The sequence below is a fragment of the Streptomyces palmae genome, assembly GCF_004684805.1.
GTDB classification, from domain to species: Bacteria; Actinomycetota; Actinomycetes; order Streptomycetales; family Streptomycetaceae; genus Streptomyces; species Streptomyces palmae.
Genome location: NZ_SRID01000029.1, coordinates 12,200 through 33,128, shown reverse-complemented (window position 1 = coordinate 33,128; position 20,929 = coordinate 12,200). Strand labels below are relative to the sequence as shown.

The 20,929-nt window shown below is 71.8% G+C and carries 19 protein-coding genes; 6 read left to right on the top strand and 13 right to left on the bottom strand.

Going from position 1 to position 20,929, the window contains the following annotated elements; all coding sequences use genetic code 11:
- The 3 genes from E4099_RS05585 to E4099_RS05575 all read left to right on the top strand — a co-directional run.
- Positions 1–681 (top strand): thioredoxin domain-containing protein (locus E4099_RS05585; protein ID WP_135337815.1); only part of this gene is annotated, 681 nt, incomplete at its 5' end.
- 80 nt (positions 682–761) lie between these two features.
- Complete coding sequence (locus E4099_RS05580; protein ID WP_135337814.1) at positions 762–1,430, top strand: hypothetical protein; 669 nt, start codon at positions 762–764, stop codon at positions 1,428–1,430.
- A 69-nt stretch (positions 1,431–1,499) separates the two neighbouring features.
- Positions 1,500–2,339, top strand: a complete 840-nt coding sequence (locus tag E4099_RS05575) for a thioredoxin domain-containing protein (RefSeq protein ID WP_135337813.1) — start codon at positions 1,500–1,502, stop codon at positions 2,337–2,339.
- A 170-nt stretch (positions 2,340–2,509) separates the two neighbouring features.
- On the opposite strand, the gene E4099_RS05570 is transcribed toward E4099_RS05575, so the two are convergent.
- Complete coding sequence (locus tag E4099_RS05570; RefSeq protein ID WP_135337812.1) at positions 2,510–3,379, bottom strand: PhzF family phenazine biosynthesis protein; 870 nt, start codon at positions 3,377–3,379, stop codon at positions 2,510–2,512.
- A gap of 109 nt (positions 3,380–3,488) precedes the next feature.
- Complete coding sequence (locus E4099_RS05565) at positions 3,489–3,800, bottom strand: EthD family reductase (protein ID WP_135337811.1); 312 nt, start codon at positions 3,798–3,800, stop codon at positions 3,489–3,491.
- 252 nt (positions 3,801–4,052) lie between these two features.
- Here E4099_RS05565 and E4099_RS05560 point away from each other — a divergent pair, with 252 nt between their 5' ends.
- Entirely contained in the window at positions 4,053–4,349 is a 297-nt protein-coding gene (locus E4099_RS05560) for a winged helix-turn-helix transcriptional regulator (protein ID WP_135337810.1), read from the top strand.
- A gap of 235 nt (positions 4,350–4,584) precedes the next feature.
- The gene (locus tag E4099_RS05555; protein WP_135337809.1) at positions 4,585–6,222 is read left to right on the top strand and encodes an alkaline phosphatase D family protein; all 1,638 of its coding nucleotides are present in this window, start codon (positions 4,585–4,587) and stop codon (positions 6,220–6,222) included.
- Between the two features lie 152 nt (positions 6,223–6,374).
- Here the strand turns inward: E4099_RS05555 and E4099_RS05550 are convergent, their stop codons facing one another.
- From E4099_RS05550 to E4099_RS35015, 5 genes are all read right to left on the bottom strand, one after another.
- Positions 6,375–6,983 (bottom strand): dienelactone hydrolase family protein, encoded by a 609-nt coding sequence (locus tag E4099_RS05550; protein WP_135337817.1) that lies wholly within the window; start codon positions 6,981–6,983, stop codon positions 6,375–6,377.
- 93 nt (positions 6,984–7,076) lie between these two features.
- Positions 7,077–8,669, bottom strand: a complete 1,593-nt coding sequence (locus E4099_RS05545) for a Na+/H+ antiporter (protein WP_135337808.1) — start codon at positions 8,667–8,669, stop codon at positions 7,077–7,079.
- Positions 8,670–8,807: 138 nt separating this feature from the next.
- The gene (locus E4099_RS05540; protein WP_135337807.1) at positions 8,808–9,749 is read right to left on the bottom strand and encodes an RluA family pseudouridine synthase; all 942 of its coding nucleotides are present in this window, start codon (positions 9,747–9,749) and stop codon (positions 8,808–8,810) included.
- Positions 9,750–9,988: 239 nt separating this feature from the next.
- Positions 9,989–10,591: a signal peptidase II gene (locus E4099_RS05535; RefSeq protein ID WP_135337806.1), complete on the bottom strand. Its 603-nt coding sequence runs from the start codon at positions 10,589–10,591 to the stop codon at positions 9,989–9,991.
- A gap of 77 nt (positions 10,592–10,668) precedes the next feature.
- Positions 10,669–11,181 carry a TraR/DksA family transcriptional regulator gene (locus E4099_RS35015; protein ID WP_342451904.1) on the bottom strand — a complete coding sequence of 171 codons (513 nt, stop codon included), beginning with the start codon at positions 11,179–11,181 and terminating at the stop codon, positions 10,669–10,671.
- Positions 11,182–12,216: 1,035 nt separating this feature from the next.
- On the opposite strand from E4099_RS35015, the gene ileS reads away from it, so the two are divergent.
- On the top strand, positions 12,217–15,354 hold the full coding sequence (ileS, locus tag E4099_RS05520) for an isoleucine--tRNA ligase (protein WP_135337803.1): 3,138 nt from the start codon (positions 12,217–12,219) through the stop codon (positions 15,352–15,354).
- A 384-nt stretch (positions 15,355–15,738) separates the two neighbouring features.
- Here ileS and E4099_RS05515 read toward each other — a convergent pair whose 3' ends face one another.
- The 6 genes from E4099_RS05515 to ftsZ form a co-directional block, all read right to left on the bottom strand.
- Entirely contained in the window at positions 15,739–16,956 is a 1,218-nt protein-coding gene (locus E4099_RS05515) for a DivIVA domain-containing protein (RefSeq protein WP_135337802.1), read from the bottom strand.
- Positions 16,957–17,005: 49 nt separating this feature from the next.
- Positions 17,006–17,290, bottom strand: a complete 285-nt coding sequence (locus E4099_RS05510) for a YggT family protein (protein ID WP_135337801.1) — start codon at positions 17,288–17,290, stop codon at positions 17,006–17,008.
- A gap of 73 nt (positions 17,291–17,363) precedes the next feature.
- Complete coding sequence (locus E4099_RS05505; RefSeq protein ID WP_135337800.1) at positions 17,364–18,005, bottom strand: cell division protein SepF; 642 nt, start codon at positions 18,003–18,005, stop codon at positions 17,364–17,366.
- 123 nt (positions 18,006–18,128) lie between these two features.
- Positions 18,129–18,848 carry a YggS family pyridoxal phosphate-dependent enzyme gene (locus tag E4099_RS05500; protein WP_135337799.1) on the bottom strand — a complete coding sequence of 240 codons (720 nt, stop codon included), beginning with the start codon at positions 18,846–18,848 and terminating at the stop codon, positions 18,129–18,131.
- On the bottom strand, positions 18,845–19,582 hold the full coding sequence (pgeF, locus tag E4099_RS05495) for a peptidoglycan editing factor PgeF (RefSeq protein ID WP_135337798.1): 738 nt from the start codon (positions 19,580–19,582) through the stop codon (positions 18,845–18,847). Before pgeF ends, E4099_RS05500 begins: the two co-directional genes overlap by 4 nt.
- Positions 19,583–19,594: 12 nt before the next feature.
- Complete coding sequence (ftsZ, locus tag E4099_RS05490; RefSeq protein WP_135337797.1) at positions 19,595–20,818, bottom strand: cell division protein FtsZ; 1,224 nt, start codon at positions 20,816–20,818, stop codon at positions 19,595–19,597.
- Positions 20,819–20,929: the final 111 nt, after the last annotated feature.

Below are 20,929 nucleotides of genomic sequence, written 5' to 3'. Positions count from 1 at the left end.
GGCAGCGGGGGCTCGACGGGTGGCGGTTCGACCGGTGGCGCCTCGGGCGGCGGGAGCGGCGGCGCCTGGGGGGCCAAGGGCCCGCTGGTCGCGCCCGCGAACACCACCGGCCCCAAGGGCACCACCATCCTGGTCGGCAAGGCGGGCAAGCACCAGCTGGACGTCTACGAGGACATGCGCTGCCCGGTGTGCGCCGCCTTCGAGCAGGGGGCGGGCGAGACCCTGATGAAGGACGTCGAGGACGGCAAGTACCAGGCGCGGATCCACATGGCCGCCTTCCTCGACGACTCCCCCTCCATCCAGGGTTCCGGCTCGAAGAACGCGCTCAGCGCGCTGGGCGCCGCGCTGGACGTCAGCCCGGACGCCTTCATGGCGTACAAGCACGCGCTCTACTCGGCGGCCAACCACCCCGAGGAGACCACCGACTCCTTCGCCAAGGACGACTACCTGCTGAAGGTCGCCCAGGAGGTGCCCGAGCTGAAGGACAACGCCGCCTTCGCCAAGGACGTGACAAACGGCACATACGACCCGTGGGCCCGTGAGGTGGCCACCGCCTTCCTCGGCTCGGGCAAGTCCGGGGTGCCGGAAATCGACCTGGACGGCCAGGTGCTGACCTCCTCCAGCGGCGGCCCGCCGATGACCGCGGCCGAGTACCGGAAGGCGGTGGACGACCACCTCTAGACCGGCACGAGCCGTGGGCGTCGCGTCGATACCGAACCTTGACGCGACGCCTACACCCGGTCATGGCACACTCTGCGCCAATGGACATCTCTGCGACTCATCTGCGGGCGGCACGCGCAGCGCTCTTCACGGCGCTGTGCGTGACCCTGTCCGCCGCGTCGCACGTCCTGCTGTCCGGAATGCCGCTGCCGATCACCATGGTCGGCGGCCTGGCGGTGGGGGTGTTCGCCCTCGCCTACGTGCTGGCCGGCCGGGAGCGCGGCTACGGCCATATCGCGGCCCTGCTGATCCCGCTGGAACTGGCCGCCGACACCGCCTTCACCAGCGGTCAGCACGCCTGCTACGGCCCCACCGGCGGCCCGGTCACCGGCCCGCTACGCGCCTTCGGGGTGGACTTCGCCTGTGCCGGGGGCAGTGTGGGCGGGCCGCTCGCGCATGTCTCCGGCCCCTCCGGGGTCGCCTCCGGGCTGCTCGGCACCTCTCCCTGGCTGCTGCTCGCCGCACATGTCGCGGTCGGGCTGCTGGCCGCGGCCTGGCTGCGGCGCGGTGAGGCGGCGGTCGCCCGGCTGCTGCACGCGGTGGCCGCCTTCGCCTTCCGGCCGCTGCCGGCCACCGAGGCCTGCGCCCCGGTCGCCCAGCACCCCCTCCCGGTGCGGCCCGCGCGCCGCGACCGCACCCCCAGAGCCCTCCCTCTCCTGGTCCATTCGGTGGTACGGCGGGGTCCGCCGTGCCCGGTTCCGGCCGTTTGACGTATCCGGCCGCCCGAGCACGGCGTTGAACCTTTCACCATCCACCACACGACCTTCGGAGACATCACCATGAGCAACCGGAACAGCCAGGCCAACAAGCAGGCGGCGCGGGAGCGGCTGCGCGCGGAGCGGGAGCGGCAGGCGAAGAAGGACAAGATGCGCCGCCAGCTGACGATGGGCGGCGCCATCGTGGCCGTGCTGGCCATCGCCGGCGGTGTCGGCTTCGCCATCAGCAACTCCACCAGCGGCAGCAAGAACTCCAAGGTGAGCAACAAGGAGTGGAAGACCGCGGCGGACAAGACGAAGTACGTCGCGCCGGCCAACACCACCGGCGACAAGGGCACCACGATCCTGATCGGTGACAAGAAGGCGAAGAACACCCTCACCGTCTTCGAGGACATGCGCTGCCCGATCTGCGCCCAGTTCGAGCAGGGCCTGGGCGACACCGTGGCCAAGGACCTCAAGGACGGCAAGTTCAAGGCCGAGTTCAAGATCGTCGCCTTCATCGACGACAACAAGCAGATCAGCGGCTCCGGCTCGAAGAACGCGCTGAGCGCCCTGGGCGCCGCGCTGAACGTCAGCCCGGACGCCTTCCTGGAGTACAAGAAGGCGCTCTACGCGGAGAAGAACCACCCCGAGGAGACCGACGACGCCTTCTCGGACGACAAGCTGCTGATCAAGATCGCCAACGAGGTGCCGGAGCTCAAGGGCAACAAGGCGTTCGAGAAGGACGTCCGCGGTGGCACCTACGACAAGTGGGCGATCGCCATGAACAAGGAGTTCGACAAGGCCGTCGAGAAGGGCATCACCGGTACCCCGGGCTTCCTGATGAACGGCGAGAAGGTGAGCCTGGGCGGTCTGAAGCCCGAGGACTTCCACGCCATGATCCAGCCGGCGATGAAGAAGTAGCGGCTCGGGGAGGGGCGCTCGACCGCGCCCCTCCCCCGCGAGACGCCCTCGCGTGAGGGCGGGGCGGGTGACGGGCAGCTGAACGGCGTCGGTGGCCGGTCCCGCTTGACCGCGGCGGACAGCCCCAGGCCCCTGCGCGGATCGCCGAAGAGGATGGCCCGGTCGTCACCTCAGTGTCCGTCGCGGACCACCGCCAACCCGCCGACCCGGGTCGTGATGCCCGCCGGCCCGCGTCGGGCCGAGGCGAGCACGCCGGCCGGCCGACCGAGGGTGTCGCCCTGCTCCACCTCGATCGCGACCGTCTGCGCCCCTGTCGTGTCGAGCAGGTGGGCGGCCAGGCAGCCGGTGCTGTTGGCGTTGGCGACGTCCTCGTCGACACCGATCGCCGGCGCGAACATCCGCGCCGCGCCCGGCCGGTCGCCCACCGGCGGTACGTACACGAAACAGCCGAGGAGCCCGTACCGCCGGCACGCCGCCGTCAGCCTGCCGAGGTGCGGGCGGACCCGGAGCAGCGCCGACCGGTCGTGGACCGGTACCAGCATGCGTGGTGCGCCGGGCGCGGCGATCCGCGGCACATCGGTCGGATGCGGATCGTCCGCGGTGAGCCCGAGCGCGGCGACGAGCGCGGCGCGCTCGTCCGGTGCCGGGTGACGCAGCGCGACGAGGCCCTGGTCGAACCACACCTCGATGCCGGCGGGGCGGCGGATCGCGACGGTGTCGAACGTGCGCCCGCCGGTGTGCTGGCGGTCGTTCAGCTCGTCCAGCCCGGTGCGGGTCAACCGGACGGCCTGCGCGGCAACGGTGCCGTGGCCGCAGCCGGACAGTTCGGCGGTGGCGGTGAAGAACCGGACCGGCCGGCCACCGTCCGGCGTCCGCCCCGGGCCGAGGAACGCCGCGTGCGAGGTGCCGGCCGCAGCAGCGACCGCACACCGGTCCGCGTCCGTCGCCGCCGGGTCGTCGTCGGTGACGGCCGTGGGGCTACCGCCCCGGCCGTCGCGCCGCACGCACGCATCGACCACCGTGACATCCGGCCAGGGCATCGGCCCACCTTTGACGCTCAACGAACCGGCAACCGCGAACGGCGTCCGCCGATGGCCGGACCTGGCCGCGACGGCCAACCGAACGCGTCCCGGAGCGTACCGGCCCGCCTCACCCGGTGCCGCCCTGCACCGGATAGTGGATGACGACCGCACCCCCGGTGGCGTAGTTGGCGACATCGGCGGCCAGCCGTTGGCCGTGCGCCGACGCCCGCGCCGCGGCCATGGCGGCGGCGTCGGCGAAGTCGCCCTCGAAGACCGCGAAATACGACGCTTCTCCCTCGGTCGCCGCCACGTCGAAGCTGTAGCGCCACGCAAGCAGACCGGGCCAATTCATGACCAGCGGAAGGTGGTTGGTCACGTAGTAGTCGCGGAAGTGGTCAGGGTCGGCGGGCTCGGGATACAGGACCACCAACTTATGCATGACGACCTCCGTCCAGAGACGTGAGCTGTCGGCCCAACTCGTAGCGACCCCCTCCGCGCACGGCGCCGGCCTGGTCGGTGTACGGCGGTTCCAGCAGGGCTGTCCGCGACATCGGCTCTCCTGTCGAGTTCGTTTCGAAATCAGAAACGGCCAGGCGGATGCTAGTGTTTCGAATAAAGAAACGCAAGGAGGGCCATGCCGACGCCGCGCCCAGGAACACCGGTTCGTGGATCGACGACCGGCCGTCCCCTCATGGCCGCGCTGGACCTGTTCGGCCGTCGGTGGGCGCTGCGCATCCTCTGGGAGCTGCGTGCGGGTCCGCTCGGTGCCCGCGCGCTGCTGGCACGGTGCGAAGGGATGTCGTCCAGCGTCCTCTACCAGCGGCTCCGCGAACTCGCGTCGAGCGGGATCATCGCCCCCTCGGCCGATGGCTATGAGCTCACTCGGCTGGGGACAGCACTCGGTCACGCCCTCCGTCCGCTCGACGAGTGGGCGACCACCTGGGCGCAGGAGCAAGAACACGACGATCAGGAGCCCACGGAGACATGAAGGTCACGCCCGACCCGGTGGAGCGGTGACCTGACGGCCGCCGACTCGGGACACGGGCTCACGCGGCCGAGATCATCCCATGGCCCGTCCGGAGCGCATCCCGGGTCACGCCCCGATGAACGGGAGGTGAAGCACTTTCGCTTGAGAGTGGGGACGGGTGACCGGTGGGACAACTCTCGGGAGAAGCCCGTCCGTTGGGCGCTTTTTGACCTACTTGGCAGTAGGGTTTGCGTCCGTGACTCCTCGCCATGACTCCATATCGCGCCGTGCCGCCGTCACGGCCGTGGCCGCCACCGCGGCCGCCCTGCCGCTCGTCACCGGCCTCCCCTCCGCGCGCGCCGCGAGCGGGGGCCCGCAGTTCCTGCACGGTGTCGCCTCCGGCGACCCGCTTCCGGACGGGATCCTGTTGTGGACCCGGGTCACCCCGGAGCCCGGCGCCGAGCCGGGTTCCGGCCGGGGCGGGGCACTCCAGGTCGGCTGGCAGATCGCCACCGACGCCGCGTTCGACGCGGTGGTGGCCCAGGGCTCGGTCACCGCCTCGGCCGCCTCCGACCACACCGTCAAGGCCGACGTACGCGGCCTGCGGCCGGCCACCGACTACTGGTACCGGTTCACCGCCGACGGGGCGGCCTCACCGGTCGGGCGCACCCGCACCGCGCCCGCGCCGGGCGCGTCCGGCGGCATCCGCTTCGGCGTGGTCTCCTGCGCCAACTGGGAGGCCGGCTACTTCTCCGCCTACCGCCATCTGGCCGCCCGCCGCGACCTGGACGCGGTGCTGCACCTCGGCGACTACATCTACGAGTACGCCAGCGGCGCGTACCCGGCGGCGCAGTACGTGGTGCGGCAGCACGCCCCCACCCACGAGATCACCACCCTGGCCGACTACCGCACCCGGCACGGCCGCTACAAGACCGACGCCGACCTCCAGGCGCTGCACCAGGCCGTTCCCACCATCGCGATCTGGGACGACCACGAGTTCGCCAACGACACCTGGTCGGGCGGGGCGGAGAACCACACACCGGGCACCGAGGGCGACTGGGCCCAGCGGGTCGCCGCGGCCAAGCAGGCGTACTTCGAGTGGATGCCGGTGCGGCCCTCCATCGAGGGCACCACCTACCGCCGGCTGCGCTTCGGCACCCTGGCCGATCTGCACCTGCTGGACCTGCGCTCCTTCCGCTCGCAGCAGGCCAAGGCGGGCAGCGGCGCGGTGGACGACCCGGACCGGACGATCATCGGGCGGGCCCAGCTCGACTGGCTGAAGTCCGGGCTGGCCTCCTCCGGCGCCACCTGGCAGCTGGTGGGCAACTCGGTGATGATCTCGCCGGTGGCCTTCGGGTCCGTACCGGCCTATCTGCTGGGCCCGCTCGCCGAACTGCTGGGGCTGCCCAAGGAGGGGCTGGCCGTCAACGCGGACCAGTGGGACGGCTACACCGACGACCGGCGCGAACTGCTGGCCCATCTGACCGACCGCGGCATCGACAACACCGTCTTCCTCACCGGCGACATCCACACGGCGTGGGCCAGCGACGTACCGGTGACGGCCGCCACCTATCCGCTGTCCCGGTCCGCGGCGACCGAGTTCGTGGTCACCTCGGTGACCTCCGACAACATCGACGACATCCTGCACGTGGCGCCGCAGACGGTGTCCCTGGTGGCCGCCGCCGCGGTCAAGGCCGCCAACCGCCATGTGAAGTGGGTGGACCTGGACAGCCATGGCTACGGGGTGCTCGACGTGACCGCCGAGCGCACCCAGATGGACTACTACACGCTGTCGGACAAGACGGACCCGAAGGCCACCTCCAGCTGGGCCCGCTCCTACCGCACCCTCGCCGGCACCCAGCGCGTGGAGCGCGTGGACCAGCCCGTGCGCTGACGGCCCCGTGCGGGCCGTGCCCACCGGGCCCCGGGGCGCCGCACCCCGCTGACCGGCCGCGGGGACCCCGGCTCCCGGCCCGCTCAGCCCGTCAGGCTGGGCGGGCCGCTCGGTGCGTCAGCGTGCGGCCGGCCGGGCCGCCGCCGGGTGCGTCACAGCTCGGCCAGGAAGGCCAGCGCCACCCGCCAGGTGGCCTCCGCCGCCTCCTCGTCGAAGTCGGCCAGCTCCGGGTCGGTGTAGAGGTGGCCCGCGCCCGGATAGCGGAAGACCTCCACATCGGCCCCCGCCCGGCCCATCCGCAGGTACCAGGCGTTCAGCCAGTCGTGCGGCTCGAACGGGTCCGGGTCCGCCACATGCAGCTGCACCGGCAGCCCGTCGGTGGACGCGTCCTCGGCGATGTCCGAGGTGCCGTGCAGCAGCAGCAGCCCGCGCGCCTTCTCGTCGGCCAGCGCGAGGTTCTGCGCCAGCGAGCCGCCCAGCGAGAACCCGGCGTAGATCACCCCGCGCTCGGAGAGCGGCGCCGCGGCCACCACCGCGCGCCGCAGCAGCTCCTCATGGCCGATCTTCTCCTTGATCTCCATGCCGTCCTCGACGGTCTCGGCGATCCGCACCGGCTGGTCCTCGTACAGATCGGGCACATGCACCTCGAACCCGGCGGCGCGCAGCCGGTCCGCGGCGGCGTGCACGGCCGGGCGCAGCCCGTACGCCGAGTGCAGAAGAAGGACCGGGACGGGCCCGGAGGATGCGGAGGAGGCCGGCACGGCTGTCACTTCCCTCTCGATGGTGACTGGATCGGCTCCATCGTGCCAGGTCGGCGCGGTGCCGCGGGCCACCGCTCCCCCGGCACGGCCAGCTCAGCGCAACCGCAGGCTGCGCATGTCCAGATGGCGCAGCACCCGGTCGGCGACCTCCGGGTCGAACTCCGGGTCGCTGCGCGCGGCCAGTACCTCGCGCCGGGCCGCGGACAGCAGCTCCCCCTCGATGCGCTGGGCGTGTCTGGTCCGCTCCACCCGCTGCTCATGGGCCTCGCGGCGGTCCTCGTCCACGATGTCCGGGGAGATCCGCGCCCCGAGGTCGTAGACCCGGCGGGCGAGCAGCTGGACCAGCTCCTCGGGCAGGTCCTCTACTCGCTCGATCTCCCGCAGCCGCTGCCGGCCGGCCGCCAGTACCCGGTGGGCCAGCTCGCGTTCCATGGCCTCCTCACGGGCCGCGTCCGCGCTCACCCGCAGCCGGCGGACCAGCCAGGGCAGGGTGAGGCCCTGGATGAGCAGGGTGGCCAGCACCACCGAGAAGGCGATGAAGAGGATCTCGTCGCGGGCCGGGAAGTCCTTTCCGCTGTCCACCGTGAAGGGGATGGCCAGGGCCAGCGCCACCGAGGCCACCCCGCGCATCCCCGCCCACCACATCACCACGGTCTCCTGCCAGGTGAGCGGGATGTCCTCGTCCACGTCGCGCCGCTGGTGCAGGCGCTTGGCCAGCCAGGCGGCGGGCAGCAGCCACAGCAGGCGGACCACGACCACCACGGCGACCACGATCGCGCCGTAGCCCAGCAGGGTCTGCCAGCGCCGCTCCGCGGTGCTGGTCACGTTGTGCAGTTCCAGGCCGATCAGGCCGAAGGCCACCCCGGTGATCAGGGTGTCGACCACCTCCCAGAACGCGGTGGCGGTCAGCCGTCCCTGGACGTCGTCCGGGTCCACCGCGTGCTCGGCCAGGAACATCGCGGAGGTGAGCACCGCCAGCACTCCGGAGCCGTGGAACTCCTCGGCCAGCACATAGGCGACGAAGGGCATCAGCAGGGTCAGCCCCACCTGGAGGGTCGGGTCCTCCAGCAGGCCCATCAGCTTGTTCGCCACCCAGCCCAGCGCCAGCCCGACGGCGACCGCGACCACGGCCGAGAGCACCAGCGCGATGGCGGCGCTGGGCAGCGAGAACGAACCGCTGACCGCCGCGAGCAGCGCCACGTGGTACAGCACGATGGCGGTCACGTCGTTGAACAGTCCCTCGCCCTCCAGCAGCGAGACCATGCGCCGCGGCAGGCCCAGCTTGCCGGCGACCGCCGTGGCGGCGACCGGGTCGGGGGGTGCCACCAGCGCGCCCAGCACCAGCGCCCCGGCCACCGTCAGGTTCGGCACCACCGCGTGCGCCACCACCGCCACCACGGCCGTGGTGACGAACACCAGGGCCACCGCGAGCAGGAAGATGGCCCGCTTGTTGGCCAGGAACTGCCGCCAGGAGGTGCGCTGCACCGCGGCGTACAGCAGGGGTGGCAGCACCAGCGGCAGGATGAAGTCGGGCTGTACGGCGACGTTGGGGATGAACGGCAGCAGCGCCAGCACGATGCCCAGCAGGGTCATCAGGACCGGGGCGGGCAGCCCCAGCCGTTCCCCCAGGGGCACGGTCACCACGCACCCGAGGATCAGGGCGAACAGCAGCGCTAGCTGGTCCACGCGGGGCCCTCCGGGCTGGGTCTGCGGATCAGGGTTCCACCCTGCCACGCGGCCTCCGGCCCGGCACCGCGACGAGGGTCCCCATCGCTCCGGTCAGGTGCCTCCCCGCACTGCGGCGGCCCGGGATCCCGCCAGGTGCTAGGCGCTCTCCGCCCGGACGGTGTCCAGCGCGTGCTGGAGGTCCTCGGGGTAGGCGCTCTGGAACTCCACCCAGCCGCCGTCCGCCGGGTGCTCGAAGCCCAGGCGCACCGCGTGCAGCCACTGGCGGGTGATCCTCAGCCGCTTGGCCAGCGTGGGGTCGGCGCCGTAGGTCATGTCGCCCACGCAGGGGTGCCGGTGGGCGGCCATGTGCACCCGGATCTGGTGGGTGCGTCCGGTCTCCAGCTTGATGTCCAGCAGGCTGGCGGCGCGGAACGCCTCGATGAGGTCGTAGTGGGTGACGCTGGGCTTGCCCTCGGCGGTGACGGCCCACTTGTAGTCGTGGGTGGGGTGGCGGCCGATCGGCGCGTCGATGGTGCCGCTGAGCGGATCCGGGTGGCCCTGCACCAGGGCGTGGTAGCGCTTGTCCACGACCCGCTCCCGGAACTGCTGCTTGAGCAGCGTGTAGGCGCGCTCCGACTTGGCCACCACCATCAGCCCGGAGGTGCCCACGTCCAGCCGGTGGACGATGCCCTGCCGCTCGGCCGCGCCGGAGGTGGAGATCCGGTAGCCGGCCGCGGCCAGCCCGCCGATCACGGTGGGACCGCTCCAGCCGGGGCTGGGGTGGGCGGCCACCCCGACCGGCTTGACGATCACCACGATGTCCTCGTCGTCGTGCACGATCTCCATGCCCTCGACCGGCTCGGCGACGATCCGCACCGGCTGCGCGGCCTGCGGCATCTCGACTTCGAGCCAGGCCCCGCCGGTCACCCGGTCGGACTTTCCGGCGACGCTGCCGTCCACCTGGACCTTCCCGGACGCGGCGAGCTCGGCCGCCTTGGTCCGGGAGAAGCCGAACATACGGGCGATGGCGGCGTCGACACGCTCGCCTTCGAGGCCCTCGGGCACGGGCAGGGTACGGATCTCGGGAATCGTGCTCACCCGTCGAGTATGCCGGACCGCGCGGCGGCTCTCGCACAGCCGTCTTACCGCGGACGGCCCACGAGCCCCTCCGGAGCGGCGCCCGCCCCGTACCCGGCGGGGTCAGCCGCGGCGGGCGGCACCGTACCGGGGAGGCCCGGCCCGGTGGCGGGCGCCCCGTACCCGGACGGCTCGGCCCGGTGGCCCGGTGCCGTGCGGGGACGGGGTCAGCAGCGGTGGACGGTGCCGTACCCGGCCGCTCAGTCGCGGTGGATGGTGCCGTCCGGGTCCAGGCCCCGGAAGGAGAGGATCACGATCAGGAAGCCACCGCAGACGATCGCCGAGTCGGCCAGGTTGAAGACCGCGAAGTGCGCGGGGGCGATGAAGTCCACCACCGCGCCCTGGAGCCCGCCGGGGCTGCGGAAGAGCCGGTCGGTGAGGTTGCCGAAGGCACCGCCGAGCAGCATGCCCAGCGCGATGGCCCACGGCAGGCTGTACAGCTTGCGGGCGATCCGTGCGATCACCGCTATCACCACGGCGGCGATCACCGTGAAGACGATGGTCATCGCCTCACCGAAACCGAAGGCCGCCCCCCTGTTGCGGATCACCTCAAGCTGCAGCCAGCTGCCGAGCAGCTCGACCGGTGCGTGGTGCTCCAGGTGCGCCACCACCAGCAGCTTGCTGACCAGGTCCAACAGGTACGCGAAGGCGGCCACCGACAGCAGCACCACGATCTGCCGCCGGCGGTTGCCCGCCGCGGCCTCCGGCTGCCCCGCCCCCGTCCGTGCGGCGTCCGCCGCCGTTCCGGCCTCGTCACCGCTGTCCGCGTCTGGCACTCCGATGGCCTGCTCCGCCTCTGTCACGTGCGTCCCTCAACGTCTCCGTCCGGCGCCGATCGCCGCCTGGCTGAGACGAGCGTACGGCACACCCGTACGAGCGGTCAGCGGCGCTCCTGACGCTGTTTGCACTCCACGCACAGTGTGGCGCGCGGGAACGCCTGCATCCTGGCCTTCCCGATGGCCCTGCCGCAGTTCTCGCACAGCCCGTAGGTGCCGGCGTCCAGCCGTTCCAGGGCGCGCTCGGTCTGGAGCAGCCGCTCGCGGGCGCTGGAGGCCAGTGCCAGCTCGTGCTCCCGGGTGATGTTCTTGGTGCCGGTGTCGGCCTGGTCGTCGCCCGCGCCGTCACCCGAGTCGCGCATCAGGCCGCTGATCGCCGTCTCGGCCGAGAGGATCTCGGTGCGCAGCCGCTGGGCGTCCTGCTCCAGCCCGCCGCGGGCCTCGGCCACCTCGGCGGGGGTCCAGGGCTCCTCGCCCTCCCGTACCGCCAGCTCGCCGGGGGCGGCCCGCTTCGGGGGCGCGGCGCCCGCGCCGTCCGGGGACCGGTGCTGCGGACTCGTCGGGTCGGGGGTGTTCTTCAGCGCCACGGTGCTGGCTCCCGTCTGCTTCGCGGACACCGCTTCCTCAGCTGGTGCGGCCGGCTCTCCCTGTTCGTCCGCGGGCCGCCTCACGTCCGAGGTCCGGTCCCCGGCCGGGGTCTTCTTCGCGGCGCTCTGCCCCGCCGCCCTCCGCGCCGGCCCCTTCGCCGCCGGCCGCTGGGCCGCCGGTGTGCGGGCCGAGGTCGTCGACGCCGGCTTCCGGGCGGTCGTCTTCTCCGCGGGCGCCTTCCTCGTGGCGGCGCGCCTCGCCGGAGCCGCGCCGTTCTCCCGGGCCGCGGCCTTACGGGCCGGGTCCTCGCCTGCCGTCGCGTCGGGCGACGGGCGCGCCCTCTTCGCCGGTGCCGTCCGCCGTGCCGCGGCACCCCGCGGCCGGGTGGTCCGCCCCGGGGCGTCCTCCGGTGTGACCTGCTCGATCGAAGCGGTCTTCTTGGCGACCATGGCCGCGGCCCCTTCACATATTGTGATCGTGCTCGCGCATCGTGCCGGAACGATAAATCGACTCGGAGCGGGCGGCAACGGGGCACGCCGCCCAAACCGCCCCGCTGACCCGCGGCCCGGACCGGTACGAGGGCGGCGGGGCCCCGCAGCCCCGCGGGCGTTCCGCCCCAGCCGCTCGGGCGGTCCCGTACGGCCGGTCGGCGCAGCCGAGAATTCCGGTCGGCACGGTGCGCCAGGGCCCGTACACTGTGGGAGCACCCCCTGCTCTGGGGCACCTCCCGGCCGAAGGCTCGGAGAGAAGCCGAGAGCTCGGGGAGCAGCGAAAGGCGTGGATGGGGACGAGTAGCGTCGTACGCAGCCATGAGCGACCCGGGGACGGTGCGAGCCCGGGGGCGAGCGCGATGCGAAGGATCACCCCGGAGCCGCCGGAAGAACGCTCTGGTCCGTGGGCTCCGCCCATCGGTCTCCCAGGGTCAGTAGAACCGGCTTCGCGATCCCAATGAGGGGATCGCGGGCGTGCCCGCCCGCGGTCAAGGAGGGTGGTACCGCGGGAGCGCACAGGCTCTCGTCCCTCCGACGGAACGAAAGCGACGTGTCCGCCGGAGGAACCCCGCGATGAGTCCACAGCCGCAGTACCGCCAGGTGCCCGCTCAGGTCGACCTGCCAGCCCTGGAGCACGCCGTGCTCGACTTCTGGCGTGAGAACAAGGTCTTCGCCCGCAGCCTGGAGCAGTCCGAGGGACGCCCGGAGTGGGTGTTCTACGAGGGCCCGCCCACCGCCAACGGCATGCCCGGCGCCCACCACATCGAGGCCCGGGTCTTCAAGGACGTCTTCCCCCGCTTCCGCACCATGCAGGGCTACCACGTGGGCCGCAAGGCGGGCTGGGACTGCCACGGCCTGCCGGTGGAGCTGGCGGTCGAGAAGGAGCTGGGGTTCAGCGGCAAGCAGGACATCGAGGCGTACGGCATCGCCGAGTTCAACGCCAAGTGCCGCGAGTCGGTGACCCGCCACACCGACGCCTTCGCCGAGCTGACCACCCGGATGGGTTACTGGGTGGACCTCGATGACGCGTACCGCACCATGGACCCCGCGTACGTGCAGTCCGTGTGGTGGTCGCTGAAGCAGATCTTCGACAAGGGGCTGCTGGTCCAGGACCACCGGGTGGCCCCCTGGTGCCCGCGCTGCGGCACCGGCCTGTCCGACCACGAGCTGGCGCAGGGCTACGAGACCGTGGTGGACCCCTCGGTCTTCGTCCGCTTCCCGCTGACCTCCGGACCGCTGGCCGGCGAGGCGGCGCTGCTGGTGTGGACCACCACCCCGTGGACCCTGGTCTCCAACACGGCCGTGGCGGCCCACCCCGAGGTCCGCTACGTGGTGGCGACCGACGGTCAGGAGAAGCTGGTCGTCGCCGAACCGCTGGTCGGCAAGGCGCTGGGCGAAGGCTGGGAGCTCACCGGCCAGTCCTTCACCGGCCGCGAGATGGAGCGCTGGGCCTACCGGCGCCCGTTCGACCTGGTCGACATCGAGGACGCGCACTACGTGGTCAACGCGGAGTACGTGACCACCGAGGACGGCACCGGTCTGGTGCACCAGTCGCCCGCCTTCGGTGAGGACGACCTGAGGACCTGCCGCGCCTACGGCCTCCCGGTGGTCAACCCGGTGCGCCCGGACGGCACCTTCGAGGAGGGCGTCGGGCTGGTCGGCGGCCAGTTCTTCAAGAAGGCCGACGAGGCCCTGACCGAGGACCTCAAGGCACGCGGCCTGCTCTTCCGGCACGTGCCCTACGAGCACAGCTACCCGCACTGCTGGCGCTGCCACACCGCGCTGCTCTACTACGCGCAGCCCTCCTGGTACATCCGCACCACCGCGGTGAAGGACGCGCTGCTGCGGGAGAACGAGAAGACCAACTGGTACCCCGACTCGGTCAAGCACGGCCGGTTCGGCGACTGGCTCAGCAACAACATCGACTGGGCGCTGTCCCGCAACCGCTACTGGGGTACCCCGCTGCCCATCTGGCGCTGCGCCGACTCGCATCTGACCTGCGTCGGTTCGCTGGCCGAGCTGTCCGAGCTGACCGGCACCGACCAGTCGGGCCTGGACCCGCACCGCCCGTACATCGACGAGGTCGTCTTCGACTGCCCCGAGTGCGGGCAGACCGCGACCCGGGTGCCCGAGGTGATCGACGCCTGGTACGACTCGGGCTCGATGCCCTTCGCGCAGTGGGGCTACCCGTACCAGAACAAGGAGCTGTTCGAGAAGCGCTACCCGGCGCAGTTCATCTCCGAGGCGATCGACCAGACCCGCGGCTGGTTCTACACGCTGATGGCCGTGGGCACCCTGGTCTTCGACAAGTCCTCCTACGAGAACGTCGTCTGCCTGGGCCACATCCTCGCCGAGGACGGCCGGAAGATGTCCAAGCACCTGGGCAACATCCTCCAGCCCATCCCGCTGATGGACCAGCACGGCGCGGACGCGGTGCGCTGGTTCATGGCGGCCGGCGGCTCCCCGTGGGCGGCCCGCCGGGTCGGTCACGGCACCATCCAGGAGGTGGTGCGCAAGACCCTGCTCACCTACTGGAACACCGTCGCCTTCCAGGCGCTGTACGCCCGTACCTCCGGCTGGGCGCCGAGCGCGGCGGACCCGGCGCCGGCCGACCGGCCGCTGCTGGACCGCTGGCTGCTGGGCGAGCTCAACACCCTGGTCGAGCAGACCACCCAGGCCCTGGAGGCGTACGACACCCAGCGCGCCGGCAAGCTGCTCTCGGCCTTCGTGGACGACCTGTCCAACTGGTACGTGCGCCGTTCCCGCCGCCGCTTCTGGCAGGGTGACGCCGCCGCCCTGCGCACCCTGCACGAGTGCGTGGAGACGGTCACCCGGCTGATGGCCCCGCTGGTCCCGTTCATCACCGAGCGGGTGTGGCAGGACCTGGTCGTGCCGGTCACCCCGGACGCGCCGGACTCGGTGCACCTGTCCAGCTGGCCGACGGCCGACCAGGCGCTCATCGACCCCGAGCTGTCCCAGCAGATGCAGTTGGTCCGCCGGCTGGTCGAGCTGGGCCGGGCAACCCGTGCCGAGTCCGGGGTGAAGACCCGGCAGCCGCTGTCCCGGGCGCTGGTCGCCGCGGCGGGCTTCGCGGCGCTCTCCCCCGAGCTGCACAGCCAGATCACCGAGGAGCTCAACGTGTCCTCGCTGGCCTCGCTGTCGGAGGTGGGCGGCTCCCTGGTGGACACCACCGCCAAGGCCAACTTCCGTGCGCTGGGCAAGCGGTTCGGCAAGGGCGTCCAGGCGGTGGCCAAGGCGATCGCCGAGGCCGATGCCGCCGCCCTGTCGCTGGCCCTGCGCGAGGGCACCGCCTCGGTGGTGGTGGACGGCGAGCCGGTGGCGCTCTCCCCGGAGGAGGTCATCATCACCGAGACCCCGCGCGAGGGCTGGTCGGTGGCCTCGGACGCGGGCGCCACGGTCGCCCTCGACCTGGAGATCACCCCGGAGCTGCGGCGTGCGGGTGTGGCCCGCGACGCGATCCGGCTGATCCAGGAGGCCCGGAAGAACAGCGGCCTGGATGTCGCCGACCGGATCGCACTGCGCTGGCAGGCCACCGACCCGGAGACCGAGGCGGCGCTGGCCGAGCACAGCGGGCTGATCGCGGACGAGGTGCTGGCGGTTGACCTTGCCGGTGGGGAGCCGGACGGCTCGTACGGGGAGGAGTTCGCGGACGAGGGGTTGGGGCTGAGGTTCCGGCTGCGCAAGGCGTAGGCGCGTCCGCGGGGGCGGCTTGGGGGGCGCGGGGTATTTCGGCTGCGGGTCGGCTGTGACTGGTCGCGCAGTTCTCCGCGCCCCTTCAGGGCGCGGTTCCCAGTACCTCTTCAGGGCGCGCGTCCGGCCTTCTCGCAGAGATGGCCAGAAGCCCCCCGATCCACTCGTAGCGGGTGGATCGGGGGGCTTTTCGCTGCGCCGAGTCGGGTCGGTCGTGCGTCGGCAGGTTCACTCGACGGCGGCATCTCGTGTGCGACAGCGGGGTCTCACCCACACGAGGGGTGGGCAGCGAAGGCGCACCGGGTGGGGGTGGAAACGGGCCGGGCCCGGGACGTGGAGTCCCGGGCCCGGCCCGTGTCGACGACTACGTGCGATCGTCTGCTGTCAGTTGTCGTCCTCGTCGATCAGGAAGCCCCGCATCGGGCTCGGCGCCTGCTGCATCGGCTGCGGACCCTGCGGGCGCACCGGTGCCATCGGCTGGGTCATCGCCGGCGCCATCTGCTGCTGGCCGCCGTAGGACGGCGCGCCGCCGCCCTGCGTGTGACCGCCACTCATGGGCTGGTTGCCGCCCATGCTGTGACCGCCCATCGGCCCGGCCGTGGCCGTGGCCATCGACGGGGACGGCGGCAGCGAGGGGGCTCCGGTGGCACGCGGCGGGGCCAGCGAGTCATCGGCCTGGTTCTCCAGCTGGCGCAGCTGGCTCTCCAGGTAGGACTTCAGGCGGGTGCGGTACTCGCGCTCGAAGCCGCGCAGGTCCTCGACCTTGCGCTCCAGCGTGGCGCGGGCGGACTCCAGGGAGCCCATCGCGACACGGTGCTTCTCCTGCGCGTCCCGCTCCAGCGCGTCCGCCTTGGCGCGGGCGTCGCGCTCCAGGCCCTCGGCGCGGCTGCGGGCCTCGCCGACGATCTTGTTGGCCTCGGAACGGGCCTCCGCGATCGCCTGGTCGGCCGTCTGCTGCGCGAGCGAGAGCACACGGGCGGCGCTGTCACCGCCGGGGCCCTGAGCAGGCTGCTGCATCTGCGGGCCGGGGCCGCCGGGGCCGCCCATCGGACCGCCCTGGCCCATCGGGCCACCCTGACCCATCGGACCGCCCTGGCCCATGGGTCCGCCCTGACCCATCGGACCGCCCTGGCCCATCGGGCCACCCTGGCCCATGGGTCCGCCCTGGCCCATCGGACCGTTCTGACCCATCGGGCCGGGACCCATCGGGCCGCCCATGGGGCCGGGGCCGTGCGGGCCCTGCGGGCCGTGACCACCGGGACCGGGAGGCAGCTGGGGTGCACCGCTGGGCAGTTGGGGCGGACCGCCCATCTGCTGCTGCTGCGGAGGCACCGGCTGCGGGCCCGATATGGCGGCGGGCACCGGGGCGCCTGGCCGCTCCTGTTGCTCGGGAGGTTTCCGCATATTCTGCTGCTGGTTCTGCGCGGCGGCGCGGGTCGCGGCGGCCAACTTGGCCCGCAGGTCCTCGTTCTCGCGCAGCAGCCGGGTCAGCTCGGCTTCGACCTCGTCGAGGAAGGCATCGACCTCGTCCTCGTCATAGCCTTCTCGGAGGCGGACGGTCGTGAACTGCTTGTTCCGCACGTCCTCGGGGGTCAACGGCATCTCTTCTTCACCTCAACGTAGTCGTCGGCAACCGGCAAGACCGTATCGTTCACACGCTGCTCACGACGGTGATCAGGATGTAGACGATGATCATCAGTACGAAGAAGGACAGGTCGAGCGCAATGCCCCCAAGACGCAATGGCGGAATGAACCGCCGCAGAAGCTTCAGCGGCGGGTCGGTGACAGTGTAGGTGGCCTCCAGGACCACCACCATCGCCTTGCCAGGTTGCCACGAACGGGCGAACTGGAAGACGTAGTCCATGACCAACCGGAAGATCAGCACGAACAGGTAGCAGTACAACGCGACGTAGATCACCTGCAGTGCGATGGGCATCCCGCGCGTCCCTCTCCCCTTGCTCGTACTCGGCCTCGCGGCCGGATCTGCTCCGTGCTACCGGTGTTGCGTCTCAGCTTTGGTTGAAGAACCCGCCCTCAGCGATACGGGCCTTGTCCTCCGCCGTGACATCGACGTTAGCAGGCGACAGGAGGAAGACCTTCTGCGTCACCCGCTCGATACTCCCGTGGAGACCGAAGACAAGACCGGCCGCGAAGTCGACAAGCCGCTTCGCGTCGGTATCGTCCATCTCCGTCAGATTCATGATCACCGGAGTGCCCTCGCGGAAGTGTTCCCCGATGGTACGGGCTTCGTTGTAGGTCCGGGGATGCAGAGTGGTGATGCGGTAGGGCTCCCGCTCGGACACAACCTTGGGCATGATCACCGGTGCGTTCTTCTCCAGGCTCTGGCGTTCGGGTGTGATGGATGCCACGGGGGCGATTCGCCCCCCTCGTCCCCCTTCAGAGAGAAGGGAAGCGGAGCGTCCGGTTTCTACCGTCAGCGAGGCAGGCTCGCGCGGTGCCGGCGGATGGACGACTCGTACCGATTCGTCCCTCTCGACGCGGGGTTCGGGCGCCGACTGGTGCCGCCTGTGGTCGCGCTCGGGCTCCGGTTCGGGCTCGAACTCGTCGTCGGGGTCGAACCCCCGGCCGTCGTACCCATCGTCCTCCACGAGGCCGAGGTAGACCGCCATCTTGCGCATCGCGCCGGCCATTCTCTGCGTCCTCCGCTCTGTGGTGGATCGGCTCCGCCACCGGATGCCGTGGATCCACGTGGCCTGCCCGCCGGGTAGCGGGAATGACCATATTTTCTACTGTGGTCCGACTTCTTGGCGACGTTACCGGAGCCGGGGTCGGACTCCGAGTACCGCGGTACCGACGCGCACATGTGTCGCTCCCGCCGCCACGGCGTCCTCGAGGTCCGCGCTCATCCCTGCCGAGACCATGGTCGCAGCCGGATGAGTCGCGCGCAGGCGGGTTGAGATTTCCATCAGCCGGTCGAATGACGCACGCGGGTCGCCCGCGTACGGTCCGGCCAGTGGAGCCACCGTCATCAGCCCGTCCAGACGCAGCCCTTGGGCCTCGGCCACCGCGTCGGCCAGGGCCTCGACCCCGTCCGGCGCGACCCCGCCGCGTCCGGAGCGCTCGCCCGCCTCGGCGTCGAACGCCACCTGGATGAGGCAGCCCAGTTCGCGACCGCCGCGCACCGCCGCGGTGGACAGCGCGTCCACCAGTCGTCCGCGGTCGACAGACTGCACGATATCGGCATAACTCGCCACCGACCGCACCTTGTTCGTCTGGAGTTGTCCGACGAAGTGCCAACTCAGCGGCAGATCGGCGCACTCGGCCGCCTTGGGGGCGGCGTCCTGGTCCCGGTTCTCGGCGACCTGCCGCACGCCCAGGTCGGCGAGGATGCGGACATCGCTCGCCGGGTAGGTCTTGGTGACCACGATCAGGGTCACGCCCTCGCGCGGCCGGCCCGCGGCGGCGCAGGCCGAGGCGATCCGCTCCTCCACCCGCGCCAGGTTCGCCGCCAGTTCGGTTCTACGGTCCGTCACAGTTCGGCTTCCAACCAGACGTAGCTCGCGAGCCGCCCGGTGGTGCGGTCGCGCCGGTATGAGAAGTGATCCGCCGACTCCAGGGTGCAGATGGCGGAATGTCCGCTGATGTCCACACCGTAACCGGCGAGTTGGGCGGCGACCCCGGCGGCCACGTCCACCGCCGGCGTCCCCTGTCTGGTCCGCGCCCAGGCCTGCGGCACCGCCTCGGCCACCGCCTCGCGCATCGCCTCGGGCACCTCGTAGCAGCGTCCGCAGACCGAGGGGCCGGTGCGGGCGACGATCCGGGCCGGATCGGCACCCGCGGCCAGCATCGCCTCCACCACGGCGGGGACCACCCCGGCCACCAGCCCGGGCCGCCCGGCGTGCGCGGCGCCGGCCACTCCGGCGACCGGGTCGGCCAGCAGTACCGGGGTGCAGTCGGCGGTGAGCACCGCGAGGGCCAGCCCCCGGCGGGTGGTCACCACCGCGTCCACCGCGGGCACCTCGCCCGGGCCCCAGGGCCCGTCGACCACCGCGACCTCGCGGCCGTGCACCTGGTTCATCCACACCACCGCGGCCGGGTCGAGGCCGAGCGCGCCGGCGGCCAGCTTGCGGTTGGCGAGGACCGCGCCGGGGTCGTCACCCACCGCGCCGCCCAGGTTGAGCTCGTCGTACGGAGCGGCGCTCACCCCGCCCCACCGGTCGGTGAAGGCGAAGTGCGCGCCGCTCGCTTCGTGCTGCTGCCCTATCACTTCAGGCGGTGCTTACTTCAGGAAGTCCGGTACGTCCAGCTCCTCGGCCTGGCTGTCCTGGTACGGACGGGCCGGCGGGACCTGAGGCGAACTGATGGGAGGCAGCGGCATCTCGGCGATCGGCACCGGGTCCACCGGGGTCGGCTCCTCCTCGCGCTGGGTCACGCTGCCGAGTCCGCCGAAGGCCGGGCGGCTGGGCTCGATCGGGGCCGAGCTCCGCGAGCTGCCGGCGGAATCCTCCCGGCTGCTGTAGGTGGCCAGGCCCTTGTCGCGGTTCTTGGCGGGCGGCTGACCGCCGTCGAAGCCGGCCGCGATGACGGTCACCCGGACCTCGTCGCCCAGCGCGTCGTCGATCACCGCACCGAAGATGATGTTGGCCTCCGGGTGGGCGGCCTCGCTGACCAGCTGGGCGGCCTCGTTGATCTCGAACAGGCCGAGGTCGGAGCCACCGGAGATGGACAGCAGGACGCCGCGCGCCCCGTCGATGGACGCCTCCAGCAGCGGCGAGGAGATGGCCATCTCGGCCGCCGCCACCGCACGGTCGTCACCGCGCGCCGAGCCGATGCCCATCAGCGCCGAGCCGGCCTCGGACATCACGGACTTGACGTCGGCGAAGTCCAGGTTGATCAGGCCGGGGGTGGTGATCAGGTCGGTGATGCCCTGGACACCCGACAGCAGGACCTGGTCCGCGGACTTGAACGCGTCCAGCACGCTCACCTGACGGTCCGAGATGGACAGCAGTCGGTCGTTCGGGATCACGATCAGGGTGTCGACCTCGTCGCGCAGCTGCGCGATGCCGTCCTCCGCCTGGTTGGCGCGGCGGCGGCCCTCGAAGGTGAAGGGACGGGTGACCACACCGATGGTCAGGGCACCCAGCGACCGTGCGATGTTGGCGACGACCGGCGCGCCACCGGTGCCGGTGCCGCCGCCCTCGCCCGCGGTGACGAAGACCATGTCGGCCCCCTTGAGGACCTCCTCGATCTCCTCGCGGTGGTCCTCGGCGGCCTTGCGGCCGACATCGGGGTTGGCGCCGGCGCCCAGGCCGCGGGTGAGTTCCCGGCCGACGTCGAGCTTGACGTCGGCGTCACTCATCAGCAGCGCCTGCGCATCGGTGTTGATCGCGATGAACTCGACGCCCTTGAGCCCGACCTCGATCATCCGGTTGATGGCGTTCACGCCACCGCCGCCGATGCCGACGACCTTGATGACTGCGAGGTAGTTCTGCGGTGCTGCCACGTCGAAGGCCTCTCGCCTCGATTTACGTGTCGCCACCCCGCAGTTGCTGCGGTGCGCCGACGGATGCCGATGGGCGGTCCTCTTGGCCGACCCGAACCCTAACGCTGAAGT